Here is a 22547-nt window from a genome sequence, read left to right on the forward strand (position 1 = left end):
CGGGTGCGGCGTGGCGACTACCGCAGGTACGGGTTCCGCTTGACGATCTCCAGGTTGCCCAGGCCGAGGGTGGCTCCGGCGTTGGCCATGGCCAGGCCGACCAGGACGACCGCGTAGACGATGTGCTCGTCCATGAACGGGTTGTTGGCGAGGGGCAGTTCGGCCGCCCACATCAGGGCCAGCATCAGCGGGCCGGCCACCGCGGCGATCCTGGTGCCCACGCCGAGGACGAGGGCGGCGCCGATGCCGAGCAGGCCGAGCATGAACAGCCAGTCCACCCACGCCTGGCCGGCCAGCGCGCTGAAGAAGCCGCCGAGCGCGTTGTCGCCGGTGCCCTTGAGGAAGCCGGTCGTCGGGCTGCCGCCGGCGATCCACGCCTTGTTCGCGGGGGTGGCGAAGCCCCAGCCGAAGGTCTTGTCGAGGAAGGCCCACAGGAAGATCCAGCCGATCGCGATGCGGGCGACGGCCCAGACGTAGTCGACGGGGTGGCGGGCCGCCGTGGCCGCCGGAGTGTGGAGGACCGGGGGGTGGAGGGTGGTGGCCATGACGGCCTCCTTCGCTGAGCCGGATCGGTGTCCTTGGTGACACTTCTAGGAAACCTTGGGGAGCCCTTGACCCGGCAGAGCCGTCCGGTCCTGGCGGGTGGGACCTTGGGCCCCTCCCGGCAGGGCCGGACGGCGGGTTCGACCGGCGCTCAGGCCCACGTCCAGTCGCGGATCTCGGGGGCGTCCTCGCCCGTCCTGCGGGTGTGCAGGCGCGCAGCCAGGCGGGCGTCCATCATCTCCTGGCGCAGGTGGGCGGCGTTGCTGCCGAGGCCGGGGACCCGGTCGATGACGTCGATCACCAGGTGGTAGCGGTCGATGTCGTTGAGCATGGCCATGTCGAAGGGCGTGGTCGTCGTGCCCTCCTCCTTGTAGCCGCGGACGTGCAGGTTGTCGTGGCCGTGCCGCCGGTAGGTGAGCCGGTGGATGAGCCACGGGTAGCCGTGGAAGTTGAAGATGATCGGCTTGTCCGTGGTGAACAGCGTGTCGAACTCGGCGTCGGACATCCCGTGCGGGTGCTCGGTGGACGGCTGCAGCCGCATGAGGTCCACGACGTTGACCACCCGCACCTTGAGGTGCGGCAGGTGCTCACGCAGCAGCGCGGCGGCGGCCAGCGTCTCCAGCGTCGGGACGTCGCCGGCGCAGGCCAGCACGACGTCGGGCTCGCCGTCGTCGTCGGTGGACGCCCACGGCAGGATGCCGAGGCCGCGCGTGCAGTGGGCGACGGCCTCGTCCATGGTGAACAGGTCGAGGACGGGCTGCTTGCCGGCCACGATCACGTTGACGTAGTCCCGCGAGCGCAGGCAGTGGTCGGCCACCGACAGCAGGGTGTTGGCGTCCGGCGGCAGGTAGACGCGCACCACCTGGGCCTTCTTGTTGACGACGACGTCGAGGAAGCCGGGGTCCTGGTGGCTGAAGCCGTTGTGGTCCTGGCGCCAGACGTGCGAGGACAGCAGGTAGTTGAGCGAGGCCACCGGCCGCCGCCATGGGATCTTCCTGGACGACTCCAGCCACTTGGCGTGCTGGTTGAACATGGCGTCGATGATGTGGATGAACGCCTCGTAGCAGTTGAACAGGCCGTGCCTGCCGGTCAGCAGGTAGCCCTCCAGCCAGCCCTGGCACAGATGCTCGCTGAGCACCTCCATGACGCGGCCTCCGGGGGCCAGGTGCTCGTCGGTGGGCAGCACCTCGGCGTTCCACTCCCTGTCGGTCGTCTCGAAGACGGCCTGCAGGCGGTTGGAGGCGGTCTCGTCCGGGCCCATGAGGCGGAAGCTGTGCGGGTTGGCGGCGATCACGTCGCGCAGGAAGCCGCCCAGCACCCTGGTGGGCTCGCTGGACACGGTCGCGGGGGCCTTGACCTCGACGGCGTACTCGCGGAAGTCGGGCAGGGCCAGGGGCCGCAGCAACTCGCCGCCGTTGGCGTGCGGGTTGGCGCTCATCCTGCGCGGGCCCTCGGGCACGGTCTCGGTCAGCTCGGCGACGGGCCGCCCGTCGGCGTCGAACAGCTCGCGCGGCCGGTACGACAGCATCCACTCCTGGAGCATCTCCAGGTGCGCCGGGTTGTCGCGCACGGCCGACAGCGGCACCTGGTGCGCCCGCCACGTGCCCTCGACCGGCACGCCGTCCACCTCGCGGGGGCCGGTCCAGCCCTTCGGCGTCCTCATGACGATCATGGGCAGCCGCCGCTCCTCGCCCTGCTTGTACGCGGCGATCTCGTCGAAGACCACGTCCAGCGTCTGGGCCATCTCCTCGTGGTCGGGGCCCACGAGGTGGGGGCGGTAGCCGTAGCCCTCCATGAGCTTGAGCAGCTCGGGCTCGGGGATCCTGGCGAGCACCGTGGGGTTGGCGATCTTGTAGCCGTTCAGGTGGAGGATGGGCAGCACGACGCCGTCGCGGTACGGGTCGAGCAGCTTGTTGGAGTGCCAGCTCGTCGCCAGGGGGCCGGTCTCGGCCTCGCCGTCGCCGACGATGCAGGCCACCACGAGGCGCGGGTTGTCGAAGGCGGCGCCGAAGGCGTGCGCCAGCGAGTAGCCCAGCTCGCCGCCCTCGTGGATCGACCCGGGCGTCTCGGGGGCGACGTGGCTGGGGATGCCGCCGGGGAAGGAGAACTGGCGGAACAGCCGCCGCATGCCCTCGGCGTCCTGGGAGACGTCGGGGTAGCGCTCCGAGTACGTCCCCTCGAGCCAGGCGTGCGCCACCGCGGCCGGCCCGCCGTGGCCGGGGCCGGCGATGTAGATCATGTCCTGGTCGCGCTCGTTGATGACACGGTTGAGGTGGGCGAAGCAGAAGTTCAACCCGGGCGTCGTGCCCCAATGTCCGAGCAGGCGGGGTTTGATGTGCTCGGGGCGCAGCGGCTCGGCGAGCAGGGGGTTGTCGAGCAGGTAGATCTGCCCGACGGACAAGTAGTTGGCAGCCCGCCAGAAGGCATCGATTTTCTGCATCATCGGCATCTGTGTCATATGCCCGATAGTTGCTGACCTATCGGTCTTCCGACAGGGCCGTTCGGCCTTGACCGCCCGCTCCCGCACGGCCGAAGGTCCCTGATCATGAAGGCCGCAAGTCCCTGTTCTCCGCGTCTCGCCCGGCCAGAGGGTGGAGGCGTCCAGTCGAGACGCGAAGAAGGTGTGATCGCATGAGCCACAGGCCCATCGCTCTGGAGCCCGCCGCCGTGGACGTCGAGGTCCGCGGCGGGATCCGGCCGGCGGACGTCAGGCACGCCAAGGAGACCGTCGCGGCCCTGACACGGCTCGCCCACGAGCCCGTGCTGCGCGCGACCGTCAAGCTCGTCGCCTCCCCGCACCCCGGGGAGCGGCGGACCGCCCAGGCCGTCCTGGACGTCAGAGGGCGCCTGATCCACGCCCAGGCCACCGCCGAGTCCACCCGCAAGGCCGTCCACCTGCTGAACGACCGGCTGCGCGCCCGCCTGCTCAAGACCACGCGCGACTGGGAGAACCTGCGCGGCCGGGAGCTGCGCGACGGCGAGCCCGGCCGCCGGCACCCCGCGCCGCCCGAGGAGCCCCTGCCCCACCGGCCGAGGCGGGAGGACCCGGTGATCGTCCGCAGGAAGACGTACGCGCTGGAGCGCGCGATCCCCGACGAGGCCGTCTTCGACATGGAGCAGTCGGACTACGACTTCCACCTCTTCACCGAGGCCGCCACCGGCCAGGACAGCGTCGTCTACCGGGCCGGGCCCCGCTCCCGCGGCGACGGCTACCGCCTGGCCCAGCTCGACCCGCGGCCCGGCCTGCTCGGGCCGGTCCGCGCGGCGCTCACGGTCAGCCCGGTGCCCGCGCCCGTCCTCACCGAGCAGGAGGCCGTGGAGCGGCTGGAGTTCACCGGACGGCCGTTCGTCTTCTACGCCGACGCCGCCACCGGCAGGGGCTGCGTCCTCTACCACCGCTACGACGGCCACTACGGCCTCATCACCCCCACCCCCGCCTGACGGGCCTAAGGCGGCCCGGCCTGGGACTTCCGTCCCTACGCGCACCCCCCGAGCAGGAGGTGCGATGGCAGGGAACGGAAGGAGGAGATCCGCGATGCGAATCACGGTCAAGGACGTCATGGACCCCCGGGCCGCCTCGGTCCACGCGGACACGTCGTTCAAGGACGTCGCCGAGGTGCTCGTCGCCCGCGAGACCGGGGCCGTCGCCGTCGTGGACGACGAGCGCCGCGTCATGGGCGTCGTCTCGGAGGCGGACCTGATGCGTAAGGAGGAGTTCCGCGAGCAGTACCACGGTGAGAGCTACCGGCCGCCGCTGCGGACCCGGCTGCGCCGCCGCGTCGCGGGTCAGCCGGGCGACCCCAGGGAGAAGGCGGCGGCGGGCACCGCGGCGGCGCTGATGACGGCGCCCGCCGTGACCGTCCCGCCGCACGCCTCGACCGTGGCGGCGGCCCGCATCATGGACGAGGCGGGCATCAGGCAGCTCGTCGTGGTGGACGGGGAGGGCCGGCTCGCGGGCGTCGTCACCCGGCGGGACCTGCTGAAGGTCTTCCTGCGCGACGACGAGGGCGCGGGCGCGGAGGCCGGGCGCCGCGACAGCCGCGACAGCCGCGACGGCGTCGTGGTGGAGGTCAGGAACGGCATCGTCACCCTGTCCGACCCGGGCGCGCTCACCCGCTGACGACCCCGCGGGCCCGGGGCCTTATCGCCCGCGGACGACCCCGCGGGCCCGGGGCCTGCTCGCCCGCGGACGACCCCGCGGGCCAGGAGCCGGGCGTGCTCACACGCTGGTGACCCCGTGGGCCCTGAACTGGGCGTGGACGCGGTCGAGCAGCGCCTGATCGGGCGGCTCGACCCCGTCCAGCGGGAAGCGCAGGCCGAGGCGTTCGTACTTGGCGGTGGCGAGCCGGTGGAAGGGCAGCACGTCCACCCGCTCGACGTTGCCCAGCCCCGCCACGAACCGCGCCAGCCCCTCCACGTTGCCCGGGTCGTCCGTGAGGCCGGGCACGAGCACGAACCGCACCCACGTCGGGCGCCCCAGCTCGGCCAGCCGGCGGGCGAAGCGCAGCGTCGGCTCCACCGGCCCTCCCGTGACCCGGCGGTAGGTGGCCGGGTCCCAGGACTTGACGTCGAGCAGCACGAGGCCCGTGTCGGCCAGCAGCGCGTCGCCGGCGCGCGCCCCGAGCAGGCCCGAGGTGTCGAGCGCGGTGTGCAGGCCGAGCGCGCGGCAGCGGCGCAGCAGCTCGCCGGTGAAGGCGGGCTGGAGCAGCGGCTCGCCGCCGCTGATCGTCACGCCGCCGCCCGCCACCTCGATGAACCTGCGGTACTTGGCAGCCTCGGCCATCACCTCGTCCACCGTCACCCGGCGGCCGTCGCGCATCCGCCACGTCTCCGGGTTCTGGCAGTACAGGCAGCGCAGCGGGCACCCTCCGGTGAACACCACGAACCGGGTGCCGGGACCGTCCACCCCGATGGACAGGTCCCAGGAGCTGATCACGCCCGACGGCGCCGCCCGGCCGTTCACAGCGAGCCGTGGAAGGTGCGCTCGACCACGTCGCGCTGCTGCTCCGGGGTGAGCCGGACGAAGTTGACCGCGTAGCCGGAGACGCGGATGGTGAGCTGCGGGTAGCGCTCGGGGTGCTCCATGGCGTCGAGCAGCGTCGCCCGGTCGAGCACGTTGACGTTCATGTGGAAGCCGCGGGCGTCGAAGTAGCCGTCGAGGACGCCCACCAGGTTCGCCACCCGCTCCTCCGGGGTGCGGCCGAGGCCCTGCGGGGTGACCGTGTTGGTGAGGGAGATGCCGTCCTGCGCCTCCTCGTACGGCAGCTTGGCCACCGACAGGGCCGACGCCACCAGGCCGTGCCTGTCGCGCCCGTTCATCGGGTTCGCGCCCGGCGCGAACGGCGCGCCCGCGCGGCGGCCGTCCGGGGTGTTGCCGGTGTGCTTGCCGTACACGACGTTCGAGGTGATGGTCAGCACCGACTGCGTGTGCTCGGCGTCGCGGTAGGCGGGGTGGCGCCGCACCTTCTCCATGAACGACCGCACCAGCTCCACGGCCAGGCCGTCCACCCGGTCGTCGTTGTTGCCGAACGCCGGGTACTCGCCCTCCACCTCGTAGTCCACGGCCAGCCCCGTCTCGTCGCGGATCACGCGGACGCGGGCGTGCCGGACGGCCGACAGGCTGTCCGCGGCGACCGACAGGCCCGCGATGCCGCAGGCGAGGGTGCGCTTGACCGGGTGGTCGTGCAGCGCCATCTCGACGCGCTCGTAGGCGTACTTGTCGTGCATGTAGTGGATGACGTTGAGCGCGTTGACGTACGTGCGGGCCAGCCAGTCCATCATCCGGTCGAACGCCGCCCTCAGCTCCTCGTAGTCGAGGTACTCGCCGGTCAGCGGCGGGTACGCGGGGCCGACCTGCGCGCCGGTGACCTCGTCGCGGCCGCCGTTGATCGCGTACAGGAGGGTCTTGGCGAGGTTGACGCGGGCGCCGAAGAACTGCATCTGCCGGCCCACGGGGGCGGCGGACACGCAGCACGCGATGGCGGTGTCGTCGCCGAAGCGGGGGCGCATCAGCTCGTCGCTCTCGTACTGGATGGAGCTTGTCTCGATGGACAGCGCGGCGCAGAAGCGCTTGAACGGCTCGGGCAGGGCGGGCGACCAGAAGACGGTGAGGTTCGGCTCGGGGGCCGGGCCGAGGTTGCGCAGGGTCTGCAGGTAGCGGAAGCTCGTGCGGGTCACCAGGGGGCGGCCGTCGGCGCCGATGCCGCCGATCGACTCGGTCACCCAGGTGGGGTCGCCGGAGAAGAGCTGGTCGTACTCGGGGGTGCGCAGGAAGCGCACGATGCGCAGCTTGATGACGAAGTCGTCCACGAGTTCCTGCGCCCGCTCCTCCGTGATGAGGCCCTCGGCGAGGTCGCGTTCGAGGTAGACGTCGAGGAAGGTGGAGGTGCGGCCGAGCGACATCGCGGCGCCGTTCTGCTCCTTCACCGCGGCCAGGTACGCGAAGTACAGCCACTGGACGGCCTCCTGGGCGGTGGCGGCCGGGTGGGAGACGTCGTGGCCGTAGGAGGCGGCCATCCGCTTGAGCTCCTCCAGCGCCCTGATCTGCTCCGACAGCTCCTCCCTGTCGCGGATCACCGGGTCGGTGGAGAACGCGTCGTCGAGCGCGTGCAGTTCCTCGTGCTTGACGTCGATGAGCCGGTCCACGCCGTACAGGGCGACGCGCCGGTAGTCGCCGATGATGCGGCCCCTGCCGTACGCGTCGGGCAGGCCGGTGATGACGCCGGAGCGGCGCGCGGCCCTGATCTCCGGCGTGTACGCGTCGAAGACGCCGTCGTTGTGGGTCTTGCGGTACTTGGTGAAGATCTCCTTCACGGCCGGGTCGAGCGTGTAGCCGTAGGCGGCCAGGCCGCTCTCGACCATGCGCAGCCCGCCCGCCGGCATGATGGCACGCTTGAGCGGCGCGTCGGTCTGGAGGCCGACGATCAGCTCCAGGTCGCGGTCGATGTAGCCGGGCGCGTGGGAGGTGATGGACGACGGCGTGGAGGCGTCCACGTCGTGGATGCCGCGCTCGCGCTCCTCGGGGAACTTCGACGCCACCGCCTCCCAGACCGCCCGCGTGCGCGCGGTCGGCCCGGCGAGGAAGCTCTCGTCGCCCTCGTACGGGGTGTAGTTCGCCTGGATGAAGGCGCGTACGTCCACGGCTGTGCGCCAGGTCGTGCCACGGAAGCCGCGCCAGGCCGCGAGCGCGGCCGATGTGACGGTCATCGTCGTCCCCTTCGTGTCGAGTGTCCGGTTTCATGCTCGTCGAAGGGGGATCGGGCGGCGGCGGCTGAAGGTCATCCTCCTCGGGGACGAAGGTCACCAGTGGCGGGCACGGCTCAGCCGGTCGCGCGGACGAGTTCGAAGCCGGTGACGATCTCGGGGCGGATGGCGATGACCTGGTCCATGTCGCCCACGAGCCAGGGGCGCAGCCTGGCCTTGTACCTGGCGGCCTGGTCGGGGTCCTCGACGACGCCGGCGAGGCCCGTGACGATGACGCTCCAGCCGAGCCTGAGGTCGGTGTCCAGGTCGTCCGCCTCGAACGCGACGACGGCGCCGGGCGACGCCACCTCGTCGCTGAGCATGGTGCCGGAGCTGGAGCGGATGACGATCCGGCCGTCGGCCACGATGTGGTTCACGGGTCTGACGGCGGGCAGGGCGTGGCGGGTGAAGACGATGCGGCCGAGCGGCACGCCGGCCAGCAACCGCAGGGCGTCCCGCTCGGACAGGTCCCTGAGGGCACGGGAGGTCATGCGGGCACCGTCATCGACATTGACGGGGTTTTCACCGGAACAGTGTGCCGAGCCACGAAATATCGCAAAAAGGGACCAAAGTCCCGACTTTTGGGGCAAGTGGGCTTTTGCGGGAGGCCCGGCGGCGCGGCGTCACAGCCGCAGGATCACCCCGGAGCCGTCGGCGAAGAGGTACGAGGCGGCGTCCCTCGCCAGCAGGAAACCCACGATGGCGAGCGCCCAGCCCAGCGCAGACTCCGCGTGCCTGGCCAGCCAGTCGCGCACCCGCTCCAGCTTCGGATCCAGCCATCGGCCCGCCACCGCCCGCAGGCCGAGCAGCGCCAGCGGCGGCACGATCATGACGAGCACGTACGCGGCCAGCAGCGGCACCCACTGCGCCGCCGCGAGCTTGGACGTGGTCATCATGCCGACCGCCGCGAGGTACGGCACCATCGTCGCCACCTCGACCGCCCCGGCGGTGAGCCCCAGCGCCACCATGGTCCTCGGCCCGCCGACGCGCGGCTCGAACCTGCGCTCCGGCTTGCCCAGCTTCCTGCGCCGCTTCGGGTCGAACCTGAAGCTCAGCGCGAACAGTCCCACTCCGAGCACGAGCTGCACCCAGTAGGCGGGGCGGCTGTGCAGCGCCTCGCCGAACCGCTCCATCACCGCCGACAGCCCCAGCATCAGCGCCACGCCCACGAGGAAGTAGAAGGACGCGACGGTGGCCAGGTAGACGAGCAGCCGCGACGTCCGTGACCTGTCCATGGCGACCAGCAGGTAGACGGGGATGCCGAGCGTGCCGAAGCTTGTGCTGTCGACGAGCGCCAGCGCGGCGAGGGTGAGCAGCAGACCGGTGGTCATACAGCGATCATGCTGCGTCCCGCCCCCGCCTGCCTCCTCCCGCCGAGGGAACCCCCGCGTACATCCTTCTGCCTACCCGCCGCCGCGCCCGGACTTCGTCCAAGGGGGGTTGAACCGGGCGGCCCCGACGCCCCGCCACGGTGCGGCTGGAGGCGTCGGCGGCGGACCAGGCGCTGAAAGTGTCGGCGTTCGCCAACCCGGACGGCTCGCGCGTGGTCGACCACGATCGTCCTGCGCTGACGTCCCAGCGCCGCGCGCGTCCTGAGGCCGTTCTCAGGGTGCTCTCATGACCGGCGGTTAGGCTCGATCGGGCAAGGTCGGGACGAGACGGTCGGGGTGGCCCGCAACGTGAGCACCACGGTGGAGACGGCGCAGGCGAGCGGCGGCGGCAGGACGAGGCCCCGGCGGCGCAGGCGGTGGATGTCCTGGGTCGTCGTCGCGTTCCTCGCGGCGTGGGCGGTGATCCGCGCGGGCGGGCTGGAGTGGGGGTCGTTCGTCACCCAGCTCATGACGCTGACCCCTTACGGCGCGATCGCGGCGCTGGTGACGGCGGCCGTGCTCGCGCTGCGCGGGAACCTGGTCCGGGCGCTGGTCGCGGTGGTGTCGTGCGCCGCGATGGCGGTGTGCGTGCTGCCGCGCGCGTTCGTCGAGGACACCACCACGCAGGGGGCGCCGCTGCGGGTGCTGTCGATCAACCTGTTCGGACGGGCCGACCCGCAGGCGGTCGTGGACCTCGTCCGCCGCCTCCAGCCGGACGTGTTCAGCGCGCTGGAGCTGACCCACGGGGAGGCGGCCGCCCTGGACGCCGCCGGGATCCGCGCGCTGCTGCCGTACCAGGTGCTGCAGACCGACTACGGCGCGACCGGCAGCGGGCTGTACGCCAGGCACCCGCTCACCGAGCTGCCGCACCTGTTCACCCCGGTCGGGCACAACATGCCGGCCGCCGCGATGACGCTGCCCGGCGGCGCCAGGGTCGAGGTCGTGGCCATCCACCCGAACCCGCCGCTCGGCCGCATGGCGGACGAGTGGTACCGGGCGCTCGCCGCGCTCCCCGCCCCGACGCCGGACGCGGTCAGGGTCCTGGCCGGCGACTTCAACGCGAGCCTCGACCACCGGGCGCTGCGCACGCTGCTCGGGCGCGGCTACGTGGACGCCGCCGTCCAGGCGGGCAAGGGGCTGGTGCCGACCTGGCCGAACGGCCGCCTGATCCCGCCGATGATCACGATCGACCACGTCCTCGTGGACGAGCGGGCCGGGGTCGGGGCGGCGGAGATCCTGGACGTGCCGCGCACCGACCACCGCGGCGTGTTCGCCGAGCTGCGCCTGCCCGCCTCCCTCTCCGAGGGGCGTCCTACGTAGATTCGCCGATGCGCGCCGGCGGCGGCCCTGCCTACGCTCGGCCCGACCATGCGTCATCGAGCAAGGTGGGTTCATGCGTGCGCTGACCGTCTTCCTCTCCACCGTCCTGCTGGCCACCACCCTCGCCACTCCCGCCGGGGCCGAGCAGAAGTCCGCGGCCGGCGCCGCGGACGTCGTCTACCAGCGGGAGTCCTTCACCTCGGGGACGTCCGAGGGCACGGCGGCGGGCGCCGTGCTGTCGTTCGCCTCACCCGCGGGCACCACGTCGTACACCGACGCCCTCGGCACCAAGACCTGGGAGTACGCCCGCTGGACCGGCCCCGAGCAGGCCGTCGGGTTCCCCGCGACCGAGCTGATCGCCTCCTGGACGGCCGACACGCCGCCCGGGAGCTGGCTGCAGGTGGAGGCCAGGGTCCGCAACGCGGCCGGCCTCACCGGCTGGTACGTGCTGGGCCGCTGGGCGTACGGCGAGGGCGACATCCGGCGCACCTCGGTCGCCGGCCAGAGCGACGCGAACGCGAGCGTGTCCGTGGACACGCTGGTCGCGGCGGCGGGCCGGCAGCTGAGCGCCTACCAGCTCCGTCTCACGCTGTACCGGACGCCGGGCTCGTCCGTCGCGCCGTCGGTGCGGACGCTGGGCGCGATGGCGTCGTACGTGCCGGAGCGCAAGACCGTGCCGGTGAGCCCGGGCGGCGGCGCGTGGGGGAAGGAGCTGGCGGTGCCGCGCCGCTCGCAGAGCATCCACCAGGGCCACTACCCGGAGTGGGACGGCGGCGGCGAGGCCTGGTGCAGCCCGACCTCGACCACGATGGTGCTGGGGTACTGGGACAGCTGGCCGAGCGCGCAGGACACCGCGTGGGTGGACCCGTCCGACCCGAACCCGGAGGTCGACTACGCGGCCCGCTACACCTACGACCACGCCTACCAGGGCGCGGGCAACTGGCCGTTCAACACCGCCTACGCGGGCCGCTACGGCCTGGACGGCTTCGTCACCCGGCTGCGCACGCTGACGGAGCTGGAGCGGCTGATCTCCGCGGGCGTCCCGGTGATCACGTCGCAGTCGTTCAAGAAGAGCGAGCTGCCCGGCGCCGGGTACGGCACGAACGGCCACCTCATGGTGATCGTCGGCTTCACCGCCACCGGCGACGTGATCGCGAACGACCCGGCCTCGCCCTCGAACGACGCCGTCCGCCGGGTCTACCCGCGCGCCGACTTCGAGAACGTGTGGCTGCGCAGTTCCAGCAGCGGCGGCGTGGTGTACGTCATCCACCCGCCCGGCCACGCCCTGCCCGCGACCACGCCGGGCCTGCCGGCCAACTGGTAGGAGAACTCACCTGCCATTGAATTCGTCCGCGGGGTCCCGTACGTTCACCATGAGGCACCACTCGACCGACCGTCCGTACGACAGGGGAGGCAGGCGTGCTCAAGGTGATCGGCGCGGGGTTCCCGCGGACCGGGACCGTCTCGATGAAGGCGGCGCTGGAACGGCTGGGGTTCGGCCCCTGCTACCACATGTTCGAGATCATGACGGATCCCAGCCAGGTGGACCGGTGGCTGCCCGCGGCGTCAGGGCAGCCGCTCGACTGGAACCGGGTGTTCGACGGCTACCGCTCCGCCCAGGACTGGCCGGCCAGCTTCTTCTGGCGCGAGCAGGCGGAGGCGTTCCCGGAGGCGAAGGTCGTCCTGACGGTGCGTGACCCGTCCCGCTGGTACGTGAGCATGAAGGCGCTGTTCGCCGACAACCCGCTGCGGCAGGCAGAGGGACGCGAACTGCCCGAAGGGGCGGCGGCCGTGGCCGGCACCATGGCCAGGCTCTCCCCCGTGCTCGCCCACATCGGCCGCTCCACCTTCGGTGACGACTGGACCCTTGACGGCGGGCTGCCCGACGAGCGCGCGGCCGTGGAGGTGTTCGAGCGGCACGCCGCCGAGGTCAGGGCGAGCCTGCCGCCCGAGCGGCTGCTCGTGTTCGACGTGCGCGAGGGCTGGGGGCCGCTGTGCGCGTTCCTCGGCGTGGACGTCCCCGGCGAGCCGTTCCCGCACCTCAACGACTCCGCCGCGATCCGGCGCACCTTCGACACGCTGATGACGGAGGGCACCTTGCCTTCACCGTTCGTCCCCGGAGGGGGAGCCTGACCGACCCTCTCGGCGGGCAGGACGGCGGGAGGCCCTAATGTTGTCCCGTTTCCCGCCGAGAGGGAGGTCCCGTGAACGAGCCGGCCGTTCCCCCGGTGGTCCCGAGTCCATCACCGGCCGCCGAGCCGAGCAGCGGGGCGGCACGCTGGCTGCTCAGGCACCGCGTGCAGCCCGTGGGCCCGGAGACCGCCGAGGGCCACGCCGAACCCCAGGCGTGGTGGAAGGTCATGTGCCTGACCGGCGTCGACTACTTCTCCACCCTCGCCTACCTGCCGGGCATCGCCGCGCTCGCGGCCGGCGCGCTGTCGCCGCTCGCCACCCTGCTCATCGTGGCGCTGACGCTGCTCGGCATGCTGCCGATGTACCGCAGGGTGGCCGCGGAGAGCCCGCACGGCCAGGGGTCGGTGGCCATGCTGGAGACGCTGCTGCCGTTCTGGCGGGGCAAACTGTTCGTGCTGGTGCTGCTCGGGTTCGTGGCCACGTCGTGGATCGTCACGATCACGCTGTCGGCCGCCGACGCCTCCGTCCACATCCTGGAGAACCCGTACTTCCCCGCGTTCCTGCACGGGCACGCCGTCGCCATCACGGTGGTGCTGCTGCTCGTGCTGGGCGGGGTGTTCCTGCTCGGCTTCACCGAGGCGGTCGGGGTCGCGATCCCGCTGGTCGCGCTCTTCCTCCTGCTGAACGCGGTCGTCGTGGCCGTCGGGCTCGCCGACGTGGTGTCGGACCCCGAGGCGGTCTCGCGCTGGGTCGGCGCTCTGACCAGCGGGGGCGGCGGCTTCGGCGGGCTGATCGGCCCGGCCGTGCTGGCGTTCCCGCTGCTCGTGCTCGGCCTGTCGGGCTTCGAGACGGGCGTCAGCATGATGCCGCTCGTCGCCGCGTCGGGCGAGACGCCCGAGGCGCGGCTGCGCTCGCGCATCCGCAACACCCGCAAGCTGCTGACGACCGCCGCGCTCATCATGAGCGTCTACCTGATCGCCACCAGCTTCGTCACGACCGTGCTCATCCCCGCCGCCGAGTTCGCGCCCGGCGGGCAGGCCAACGGGCGCGCCCTCGCGTACCTGGCGCACGAGCGGCTCGGCGAGGGCTTCGGCACCGTGTACGACGTCAGCACCATCCTCATCCTGTGGTTCGCCGGGGCGTCGGCCATGGCCGGCCTGATCAACATCGTGCCGCGCTACCTGCCGTCGTACGGCATGGCCCCCGAGTGGGGCCGGGCGGTGCGGCCCGTCGTGCTCGTCTACACCGTCATCTGCGTCGGCATCACCCTCGCCTTCGACGCCGACGTGGACGCCCAGGCGGGCGCGTACGCCACGGGCATCCTGGCGATGATGGTGTCGGGCGCGGTGGCCGTCACCATCTCCGCCGTCCGCCGCCGCAGCCGGTGGGCCGTCGCCGGGTTCGGCGTGCTGACGGCGGTGCTGACGTACGCGCTGGTGGAGAACATCAGGGAGAAGCCCGACGGCATCGCCATCTCCGCCGTCTTCATCCTCGGCATCATCGTGATCTCGCTGATCTCGCGCGTCTCGCGGACGACCGAGCTGCGCGCCGACAGGATCGAGTTCGACGAGGCGGCCCGCGGGTTCGTCACCGACTCGCTGAAGCACGACGGCGCGCTCAACCTCATCGCCAACCGCAGGCAGAAGGGCGACGCGGCCGAGTACGCGGCCAAGGAGGCCGAGCAGCGGGGCATGAACCCGGTGCCGGGCCCGGCCGACGTGCTGTTCCTGGAGATCGACGTCATCGACCCGTCGAGCTTCAGCGACGTGCTGCAGATCCGGGGCGTCGAGGTGGACGGGCACCGGGTGCTGCGCGCCGGCAGCCCGGCCGCGCCGAACGCCATCGCCGCGATCCTGCTGGCGCTGCGCGACGCGACCGGGGTGCGTCCCCACTGCTACTTCGAGTGGGCGGAGGGCTCGCCCCTGCTGCACCTGTTCCGCTACCTGATCCTCGGCCGCGGCGACACCGCGCCGGTCGTCAGGGAGATCATCCGCAAGAGCGAGCCCGACCCGGCGAAGCGCCCGGGCATCCACGTCGGCGGCTGACCCCGGCCCCCGGGCAGTCGATTACGCATTGTTGGCGGGCGTCCCCTACCCCGTCCGGCGCCGGCGCAGGACCCAACGGTGACCGGCTTCGGAAGGTCCGGGAGGGTTGACCAAGATTGACTGGTATTGGATAACTGAGTTCCGACAGGGGGAGTCAACCCGCACTGTTACGGAGCCGCCGATGACCGGCCCTGCCTCTCCGGCCCTGGTGGGCCGGGACGCCCAGCTACGGGCCCTCCTCCAGGCGATCGGCGGCCCGCCCGCCGTGATCCTCGTGCAGGGCGAGGCGGGCATCGGCAAGACCCGCCTGGTGCGCGCGGCGACCGAGCGGCTGCGGGCCGAGCGCCGCACGGTGCTGCTCGGCCACTGCCACCAGCTGAGGGAGCCGTTCCCGTACGGCCCGGTGCTCGACGCGCTGCGCCACGCCGCCTCCGCGCTGCCCCCGGTCGACCGGCTCAACCCCGTCACCGGGGCGCTGCGCGGCCACCTGCCGGAGCTCGCCGGCCAGCTCCCGCCCGCCCCGACCCCGCCGCCGCTCGACGACGTGCGCGCGGAGCGGCACCGGCTGTTCCGGGCGGTGCACGCGCTGCTCGCCGCCGCCGCGCCCGCCACGCTCGTCGTCGAGGACCTCCACTGGGCCGACGACGGCACCAGGGACCTGCTGCGCTTCCTCACCGACCAGCCGCCGGAGGGCCTGGCGCTGGTGGTGACGTTCCGCAGGGAGGACCTGCCGGTGCCCGGCCTGCCGTTCGGCCACGCCTACCGCCCCCAGCCGGGCGTGCGCAGCGAGGTGATCTCGCTGGCCCCGCTCGACGTGGAGGACGTGCGGAACCTGACCGGCGCCCTGCTCGGCGGGGCGCCGGTGCCGAAGGGCTTCGCGGCCACGCTGCACGAGCGCACCGCCGGGGTGCCGTTCGTGATCGAGGAGGTGGTGCGCTCGTTGCTCGACGACGAGGGCCGGTTACCCGGCGGCGCCGAGGGCCCCGAGGTGCTCGACCGGCTGCCCGTGCCGCTGCTGCTGCGCGAGGCGATGGCCGAGCAGCTCGCCGGGCTCTCCCCCGCCGCCCTGCGCGTGGTCCGCGCCGCCGCCGTGCTCCGGGTGCCCGCCGACGAGCCGCTGCTCGCCGCGGTGTCGGGCGAGGGAGCGGACGACGAGAAGGAGGGCGCCGAGACGCCCGGCGCCGGGCTGTCGGAGGCGGTCAAGGCGGGCGTCCTGCTCGAACAGCCCGACGGCCAGTACGGCTTCCGGCACGCCCTCGCCCAGCAGGCCGCCTACGACGCGATCCCCGGGCCGGACCGGTGGCCGATCCACCGGCGGGCGATGGCCGCGCTCTCCACGCTCGACCCGGCGCCGCTGGTGCAGCTCGCCTACCACGCCAGGCGCGCGGGCGACCTGGAGGCGTGGCGGCGCCACGGCGGCGCGGCGGCCGACCACGCCGCCGCCGTCGGCGACGTGCCGCTCGCGGTCGAGGTGCTGGAGGCGATGCTGGCCGACCCGAAGCTGCCGCCCGACGCCCGCGGCCCCCTCGCGCTGCGGCTGAGCAGGATCGCCGCCGTCGGCCTCTCGTACCGGCGGGTGGTGCGGCTGCTGCGGCACCTGCTGTCCGACGACTTCCTTTCCCGGCACGTACGCGGCGAGGCGCGGCTCAACCTGGGCGTGCTGCTGTCGAACCAGGCGGGCTCGATCGCCGAGGGACGCCAGGAGATCCTCACCGCCCTGCCCGACCTGCACGACCGTCCCGGCCTGGCCGCCCGCGGCCTGGCCCTGCTGGCGATGCCCGCCTGGGGCAGCGAGCCGCTGGCCACCCACGAGGCGTGGATGGACGAGGCGGAGAAGCTGCTCGCCGCCGTCGAGGACCAGGACCCCGAGCTGACCGCGGCCGTCCACGCCAACAAGGTCACCCTGGCCATGCTGGTGGGCTCGCCGGACGCGTTCTCGCTGGTCTCGACCCTGCCGGTCAACCACCCGTCGGCGGCGGTGCGCAGGCAGGCGGCGCGGGCGTACTCGAACCTGTGCGACGCGGCGATGGCGCTCGGCCACTACGGCGCGGCCGAGGGCTTCGCCGCGCGCAGCAGGACGATCGCGGAGGAGAGCGGCGCGCTCTACCCGGTGTACCTGGTCGAGATGTCGTCGGTCAGGCTCCACTGGCTGACCGGCCGCTGGGAGGGGCTGCGGGAGCGCGCGGTCGCGGCGGTGGAGATGACGCCGGAGGCGCCGCTGCTCGCCGTGGACGCCCGGCTCGTGCTCGGCATGCTCGCGCTGGCCAGGGGCGAGTGGGAGGAGGCGGCCGAGCAGCTCGGGGAGGCGGGCGTGCGCGACTGCGAGTCGGGCTTCCTGCCGGTGGCGGTGCTGGCGTCCGCCGGGCTGATCGAGCTGCACCTGGCCCGCGGCGCCCTCGACGCCGCGCTGTCCGAGGCCGAGTGGGCGGTGGGCCGGCTGCGCCGCAAGGGCATCTGGGTGTGGGGCGACCAGCTCGTCCCGCAGGCCGTGGAGGCGCTGCTCAAGGCCGGGCGCTCCGGCGAGGCGGCCGGCCTGGTGGCGGAGTTCGCGGCGGGCGTCGAACGCAGGACGGCGCCGTCCGCGCACGCCGCGCTCGGCCTGGCGCTCGGCGCGCTGGCGGAGCACGAGGGCGGGCACGAGGAGGCGGCCGCCAGGTACGCGGAGGCGAAGGCGGCCTACGAGGCGATGCCGCGCCCGCACGCGGCGGCGCGGGCCGCCGAGGCGGAGGCGGGCGTCCGGCTCGCCCTCGGCGCGCGCGACGAGGCCGCCCGGCTCGTCGGCGGCGCGGCCGAACGGTACGCCGCGCTCGGCGCCACCCGCGACGCGGCCCGCTGCCGCCGCCTGCTGCGCGAGATCGGCGCGGCGGGGCCGGCGCGCAGGGCCAGGAAGGCGGGCGGCGGCGTGCTGTCGCCCAGGGAGGCCGAGGTGGCCAGGCTGGTCGCGCTCGGCCACACCAACAGGGAGATCGCCGAGGTGCTGTTCCTGTCGCGCCGCACGGTGGACACCCACGTCGCGCGAGTGCTGCACAAGCTCGGCGTGCGCACCCGCAACGACGTGCGCGAGCCCCGGCCGGACGACCGGCCGGGGCCCGAGCCCACCTTCTAGCGGCAGGAGCTAGACGGTGATGCTCCAGGAGTCCAGGGTGCCGGTGTCACCGAGGTAGACGTCCTCGATGTCGAGCACCCACTGGCCGGACGCCTGCTGGCTCACCGGGACCGAGAAGGTCCTGGTGCCGTACTGGGTGCAGGTCGTGCCGCCGTACCTGTCCACCGCGTACCAGGTGCCGTCGGGGCCCCGGAGCCAGATGTCCAGGTCCTCGGCGCAGGTGTGGTTGATCGTGATGGACAGCTTGACCGGCGACGCCGCCGCGCCCGACGCCGTGGAGGTGATCGTGCTCTGGACGTTCGCCCAGTCCGCGATCTGGACGTCGGTGTCGTTGGTGAACGTCCGGCCGCCCGAGGTGCCCTGGACGGTCAGCGCGTACGTGGCGGTGCGGGCGCCGGTCTCGCCGGTGCCCGTCACCGTCACGGTGTACGAGCCGGCCGGCGTGGTGGCCGAGGTCGAGATCGTCAGCGTGGACGAGCCGCCCGACGTCACCGACTGCGGGTTGAAGGCGGCGGAGGCGCCGGTCGGCAGGCCGCTCGCGGACAGGTTCACCGTCTGCGCGGTGCCCGCCGTGGTGGTCGTGCCCACCGTGGTGGTGGCCTGCGCGCCCGCCTGCACCGTCCCGGAGCCCGGGTTCGTGGAGACCGAGAAGTCGCGGGTCGGCGTGCCGGTGCCGACCGACTGCTTCCACACGGCGTACATGGCCGCGTCGGCCGCCCGGTCGAGGATGGTGTCGTTGATGTTGGTCGTGGTGTCGCACGAGGAGTGGTAGCAGGAGTCGTACGCCCGGCCGGCCGTGCCGCCCCACTTGGACGCCTGCGCCGACGTCTTGGTGTAGCTGGCGCCCGCCGCCACGCCGGAGCTGGCGATGCCCGCGTTGCGGAAGGAGGCGTCGTCGGAGCGGTTGGCGCCCTCGGTGTTCTCCTCGGGCTGCAGGTTCAGCTTGTCGTAGAACTCCTTCAGGTACTGGGCGGCGGTCGTGCTGATGTTGTTGATGAAGTAGCCGCCGTTGGGCGAGCCGACCATGTCGTAGTTGTAGTAGACCTTGATCTTCGACCGGTCGGTGGAGCTGAGCGAGTTCACGTAGAACTCGGAGCCGTTGAGGCCCTGCTCCTCGTCCGTCCACCAGCCGAACCGGACGTGCTTGGCCAGGGTCGGGTTCTTGCTCGCCAGGGTGAGCGCGACCTCCAGCAGGGTGGCCGAGCCCGAGCCGTTGTCGTTGATGCCGGGGCCGGCGGAGACACTGTCGAGGTGGGCGCCGGACATGATCACCTGGTTGGCGTCGCCGCCGGGCCAGTCGGCGATCAGGTTGGGGCCCGCGCCGCTGGTGCAGCCCGAGGTGCAGCTCTGCCTGGTCACGGTGTAGCCCGCGGCCTTCAGCTTGTCCTCGACGTACTGCACGGACTGCAGGTAGCCGTTGGTGGTGGACCTGCGGTTGCCGCCGTTGCTCGTCGCGATGCTCTGGAGCTGCGTCAGGTGGCCCTTGATGTTGGAGAGGCTCACGTCAGGCGGCTCGGTGCCGCCCGGCCCCTGCCCCACGGTCAGGCCGAACGTGGCGCTGTGGCTGGTCGAGCCGGTTCCCGTCACCGTGATCTGGTACGAGCCCTGCGCGACAGACGAGCCGACGGACAGCGTCAGCGTGGAGGAGCCGCCCGAGGTCACCGACGCCGGGTTGAACGCGGCGGTGATGCCGCTGGGCAGGTTCGGCGCCGACAGCGCGACCGTCTGGGCGGAGCCCGAGGTGGTCTGCGTGTTCACGGTGACCGTCGCCTGGCCGCCCGGTGTCGCGCTGCCCGAGGTCGGGTTGAGCGTGAGCGAGAAGTCGCTGGTGGAGGTGCCGCAGGCGGGCTCGCCCGACGCCGCCGCCACGCTGATCGCGCTCCACGCCGCCTTGGTGGTGTTGCACTCGGCGCTGTTCGCGCCGAACAGCTCGATGGCCGCCGCCACGGACGCCGCGCGCACGTTGGCGTAGCGCCACGTCGAGGTCTTCCTGTTCAGCGCGCCCATGAAGATCTTGCCGGCGTTCTGGACGCCCACGCCGGTCACCGACGAGGGGCCGCCGGAGCAGATCGGGCTGGACGGCTTGCCGCCGCCGGGGTTGCTGCCCTCGGCGAGCAGGTAGAACCAGTGGTTCAGCGGCCCGGCCGCCGAGTGGACCTCGGTGTTCGGGATCGACGACGAGTAGCAGTTCGGGTCGCCGAGCGCGCTCGGGTTGTACATGTTGCGGATCGGCCCGTCGCCGACGAGGTCGACCTCCTCGCCGACCAGGTAGTCCGGCGGGTCGTTCGGGTTGTTGGCGTAGTGCTCGGTCAGCGCGCCGAAGATGTCGCCGGTGGCCTCGTTGAGGCCGCCGTTCTCGTTGCCGGAGCCCGCGCCGCCCGGCGTGGTCTGGAAGATCGCGTGGCCGAACTCGTGCGCCACGACGTCGATCGGGGTGGCCTGCCGGGCGTTGTCCTGGCTGTGGCCGAAGTTGGTGTAGCTGCCGTTCCAGTACGCGTTGACGTCGGCGAGCCCGACGCGGGCCGGGAAGCCCCTGCCGCTGCCGTTGATGCCGTTGCGGCCCAGCCAGTCACGCAGCATGTCCCACTCGCGCTGCACGCTGTAGAGCGCGTCCACGCAGGCGGTCTCCAGGTTGGTGCCGGAGGCGTTGCCCCACGCGTCGTCGGTGCCGGTGTAGGCCGAGCCGTTCTGGCCGCCGCACTGGATGCCGGGCCTGGTGGAGTCCGTCATCGAGTACGAGCTGCCGGAGCCGCTCGTCGCGATGGTGACCTGGCCGTAGTAGTAGCCGTTGCCCGTGCCCGCGCGCACCAGGTCGTACGAGTCGGCGACCTTGCCGGTGCGGGCGTCCACGAACACGTGCTGGATGCTGGGCTTGCCGTCGGCCAGTCCGGAGACGGTCGCCTCCCAGGCCAGCCGCTGCTTGCCGCCCCAGGCGAGCACGACCAGGCGGGGCTCGGCCGTGTCGTCCACGCGCGACAGCTTCGACCTGGCCACCTCGGTGGCCTTCTCGGCGCTGATCTTCGGGCTGGTGTCCACGTCGGCCGTCGTGGCGCCGGTGGCGGCCACCGTGTCGCGGACGTGCCCGGCGGCGTCGGTCACGACGACCGCGTCGCCGCCGACCACCGGCAGCCCCTTGTACGTACGTTCGTAGGAGACGAAGTACATGTCGCTGGCGCCGGGCGTCACGCCGACGCGGCGGTACGACTCGTCGGGGCCCCTGCTCAGCTCGTCCAGCCCGCTGGCCACGGCCCTGTCGGCGACGGCCGCGGCGAGCGACGCCGGGTCGGCGGCGGCACGGGCGGACGCGCTGTCCTGGTCCTTCGCCGCGCCCGGGGGCGCGGCGTTCGCGGGTGAGGCGAGCAGCGCCATCGACGCGGCCGTGGCCACGCCGACGGCCGCCGCGAGTAAGCGTTTCACGCTGTCGTGCTCCTTTCGGCGGATTCCCCTGGCCGGGCCGCCTGTGAGCGCGCGCCGGCCGCCGCCGCCGGGGATCGCCCGGCGACGAGACGGGGAACGGGGGGTGACAGAACATGACGACGAGGTGAGCGGACCGTTTCTCCTCGTTGTCGCCAGACGCTAAGCGCCGCCCGCCCGCCTGGGAATCCGTAGCGCCATCGGTAAGCAATACCGACATTTCACGAGCGCGGGCGTACGTAATCCCCTGGCCTGGCCGTACGCGTGCCGTACGGGAGCACGGGAACCATCGGGAAACCGCGCGCGCCGATCGCCGGCGCCGCCACCGCGGCCATCGGGAGACGTCCGCCGTGACGGCCGGCGGGCGCGGTGTCCTGGTGAAGGGAGGCCGCAGGCGCGCCGGGCGCGGGCCGCCACGCCGGCGGGCCGGGCGCCGCTACGGGAGGCGGCCCACTCCTGCGTCGAGGCGGAGGTGGGGCTTTCCGGTCAGCAGGGGGATGCGGAGCTCGTCGTCCTCGGTGACGTACCAGTCCTGCACCGGCACCAGCCCCGGGCCGATCAGTTCGAAGCCGTCGAACAGCTTCAGCACCTCCTCGCGGGTGCGGAACCTGCCCTGCGCCGGGGTGCCGGCGGTGGCCGCCTGGAGCTGGGCGACGGCCTCGGGCGGGCTCTCGGCCATGGCGTGCGAGAGGACGAGGTGGCTGCCCGGCGCCATGCGCTCCCTGAAGGCGGCCACGATGCCCGCCGGGTCCTCGTGGTCCATGACGAAGTGCAGCACACCGACCATGAGGACGCACACCGGCTGGTCGAAGTCGATCAGCCCGGTGACGTGCGGGTCGGCGAGCACCTCGGCGGGACGGCGCAGGTCGGCCTGGATGCCGGCCACGCCCGGGGAGTCGGCCAGCAGCACCTGGGCGTGCAGGCGCGCCACCGGGTCGTAGTCGACGTAGACGACCCGGCAGGCAGGGCTCACCTCGCGGACCGTCTCGTGGATGCTGGGCGATGTGGGGATGCCGGTGCCGAGATCGAGGAACTGCCGCACGCCGAGCTGGGCGGCGTGGCGGACCGCCAGCACCTGGAACCTGCGGTTGGCCCTCGCCACCTCGCGGGAGTCGGGGGCGACGGCCAGCAGCCGTTCGGCCACGGCTCGGTCGACGGCGAAGTGGTCCTTGCCGCCGAGCAGGTAGTCGTAGACGCGGGCGGAGCTGGGGACGCTCGGGTCGACGCCCGGCGGAACGCGGTCGAGCTCGGTCATCCGGCTGCGCTCTCCTTCGCCTCGAACGGCCGTGCTGGTCGGCTGGCGCCATCCTACGTCGGCCCGTTCCGCTCCGGACGGCCGTCCCACCCGGCACTTCCGGCGCCGCCCACCCGCCC

At 72.8% G+C, this 22547-nt stretch carries 15 protein-coding genes; 7 read left to right on the plus strand and 8 right to left on the minus strand.

What is annotated here, in order from left to right:
• Window positions 1–17: 17 nt before the first annotated feature.
• Both BMX74_RS39020 and BMX74_RS39025 read right to left on the minus strand, forming a co-directional pair.
• The gene (locus BMX74_RS39020; protein ID WP_091105489.1) at window positions 18–545 is read right to left on the minus strand and encodes a DoxX family membrane protein; all 528 of its coding nucleotides are present in this window, start codon (window positions 543–545) and stop codon (window positions 18–20) included.
• A gap of 149 nt (window positions 546–694) precedes the next feature.
• The gene (locus BMX74_RS39025) at window positions 695–3001 is read right to left on the minus strand and encodes a phosphoketolase family protein (protein WP_082535616.1); all 2307 of its coding nucleotides are present in this window, start codon (window positions 2999–3001) and stop codon (window positions 695–697) included.
• A 173-nt stretch (window positions 3002–3174) separates the two neighbouring features.
• On the opposite strand from BMX74_RS39025, the gene BMX74_RS39030 reads away from it, so the two are divergent.
• Both BMX74_RS39030 and BMX74_RS39035 read left to right on the plus strand, forming a co-directional pair.
• Window positions 3175–3984 carry a sigma 54 modulation/S30EA ribosomal C-terminal domain-containing protein gene (locus BMX74_RS39030; RefSeq protein WP_055509269.1) on the plus strand — a complete coding sequence of 270 codons (810 nt, stop codon included), beginning with the start codon at window positions 3175–3177 and terminating at the stop codon, window positions 3982–3984.
• 94 nt (window positions 3985–4078) lie between these two features.
• On the plus strand, window positions 4079–4663 hold the full coding sequence (locus tag BMX74_RS39035) for a CBS domain-containing protein (RefSeq protein WP_091105491.1): 585 nt from the start codon (window positions 4079–4081) through the stop codon (window positions 4661–4663).
• 99 nt (window positions 4664–4762) lie between these two features.
• Here BMX74_RS39035 and pflA read toward each other — a convergent pair whose 3' ends face one another.
• The 4 genes from pflA to BMX74_RS39055 all read right to left on the minus strand — a co-directional run bounded on the left by pflA (window position 4763) and on the right by BMX74_RS39055 (window position 9116).
• On the minus strand, window positions 4763–5506 hold the full coding sequence (gene pflA / locus BMX74_RS39040) for a pyruvate formate-lyase-activating protein (RefSeq protein WP_091105492.1): 744 nt from the start codon (window positions 5504–5506) through the stop codon (window positions 4763–4765).
• On the minus strand, window positions 5503–7749 hold the full coding sequence (gene pflB / locus BMX74_RS39045) for a formate C-acetyltransferase (RefSeq protein ID WP_055509263.1): 2247 nt from the start codon (window positions 7747–7749) through the stop codon (window positions 5503–5505). Before pflB ends, pflA begins: the two co-directional genes overlap by 4 nt.
• A 113-nt stretch (window positions 7750–7862) precedes the next feature.
• Window positions 7863–8276, minus strand: a complete 414-nt coding sequence (locus tag BMX74_RS39050) for a pyridoxamine 5'-phosphate oxidase family protein (protein ID WP_091105494.1) — start codon at window positions 8274–8276, stop codon at window positions 7863–7865.
• A 132-nt stretch (window positions 8277–8408) separates the two neighbouring features.
• Entirely contained in the window at window positions 8409–9116 is a 708-nt protein-coding gene (locus BMX74_RS39055) for a GAP family protein (protein WP_055509260.1), read from the minus strand.
• A gap of 348 nt (window positions 9117–9464) precedes the next feature.
• On the opposite strand from BMX74_RS39055, the gene BMX74_RS39060 reads away from it, so the two are divergent.
• The 5 genes from BMX74_RS39060 (at window position 9465) to BMX74_RS39080 (ending at window position 17759) form a co-directional block, all read left to right on the plus strand.
• Window positions 9465–10475, plus strand: coding sequence for an endonuclease/exonuclease/phosphatase family protein (locus tag BMX74_RS39060; protein WP_256257548.1), 1011 nt, complete (start codon window positions 9465–9467; stop codon window positions 10473–10475).
• Between the two features lie 73 nt (window positions 10476–10548).
• A complete protein-coding gene (locus BMX74_RS39065) occupies window positions 10549–11799 on the plus strand; it encodes a C39 family peptidase (RefSeq protein ID WP_055509258.1) in 1251 nt (416 codons plus the stop codon).
• Window positions 11800–11894: 95 nt separating this feature from the next.
• Window positions 11895–12608, plus strand: a complete 714-nt coding sequence (locus BMX74_RS39070) for a sulfotransferase family protein (protein WP_177227684.1) — start codon at window positions 11895–11897, stop codon at window positions 12606–12608.
• Window positions 12609–12679: 71 nt separating this feature from the next.
• Window positions 12680–14653, plus strand: coding sequence for an APC family permease (locus BMX74_RS39075; RefSeq protein WP_091105495.1), 1974 nt, complete (start codon window positions 12680–12682; stop codon window positions 14651–14653).
• A gap of 181 nt (window positions 14654–14834) precedes the next feature.
• Complete coding sequence (locus tag BMX74_RS39080; RefSeq protein WP_091105497.1) at window positions 14835–17759, plus strand: ATP-binding protein; 2925 nt, start codon at window positions 14835–14837, stop codon at window positions 17757–17759.
• 9 nt (window positions 17760–17768) lie between these two features.
• Here the strand turns inward: BMX74_RS39080 and BMX74_RS39085 are convergent, their stop codons facing one another.
• A complete protein-coding gene (locus BMX74_RS39085) occupies window positions 17769–21176 on the minus strand; it encodes a M28 family peptidase (RefSeq protein ID WP_256257549.1) in 3408 nt (1135 codons plus the stop codon).
• 433 nt (window positions 21177–21609) lie between these two features.
• On the minus strand, window positions 21610–22428 hold the full coding sequence (locus tag BMX74_RS39090) for an SAM-dependent methyltransferase (protein ID WP_091105498.1): 819 nt from the start codon (window positions 22426–22428) through the stop codon (window positions 21610–21612).
• Between the last annotated feature and the right edge of the window lie 119 nt (window positions 22429–22547).

The sequence above is a fragment of the Nonomuraea pusilla genome, assembly GCF_900109355.1.
GTDB lineage: Bacteria > Actinomycetota > Actinomycetes > Streptosporangiales > Streptosporangiaceae > Nonomuraea > Nonomuraea pusilla.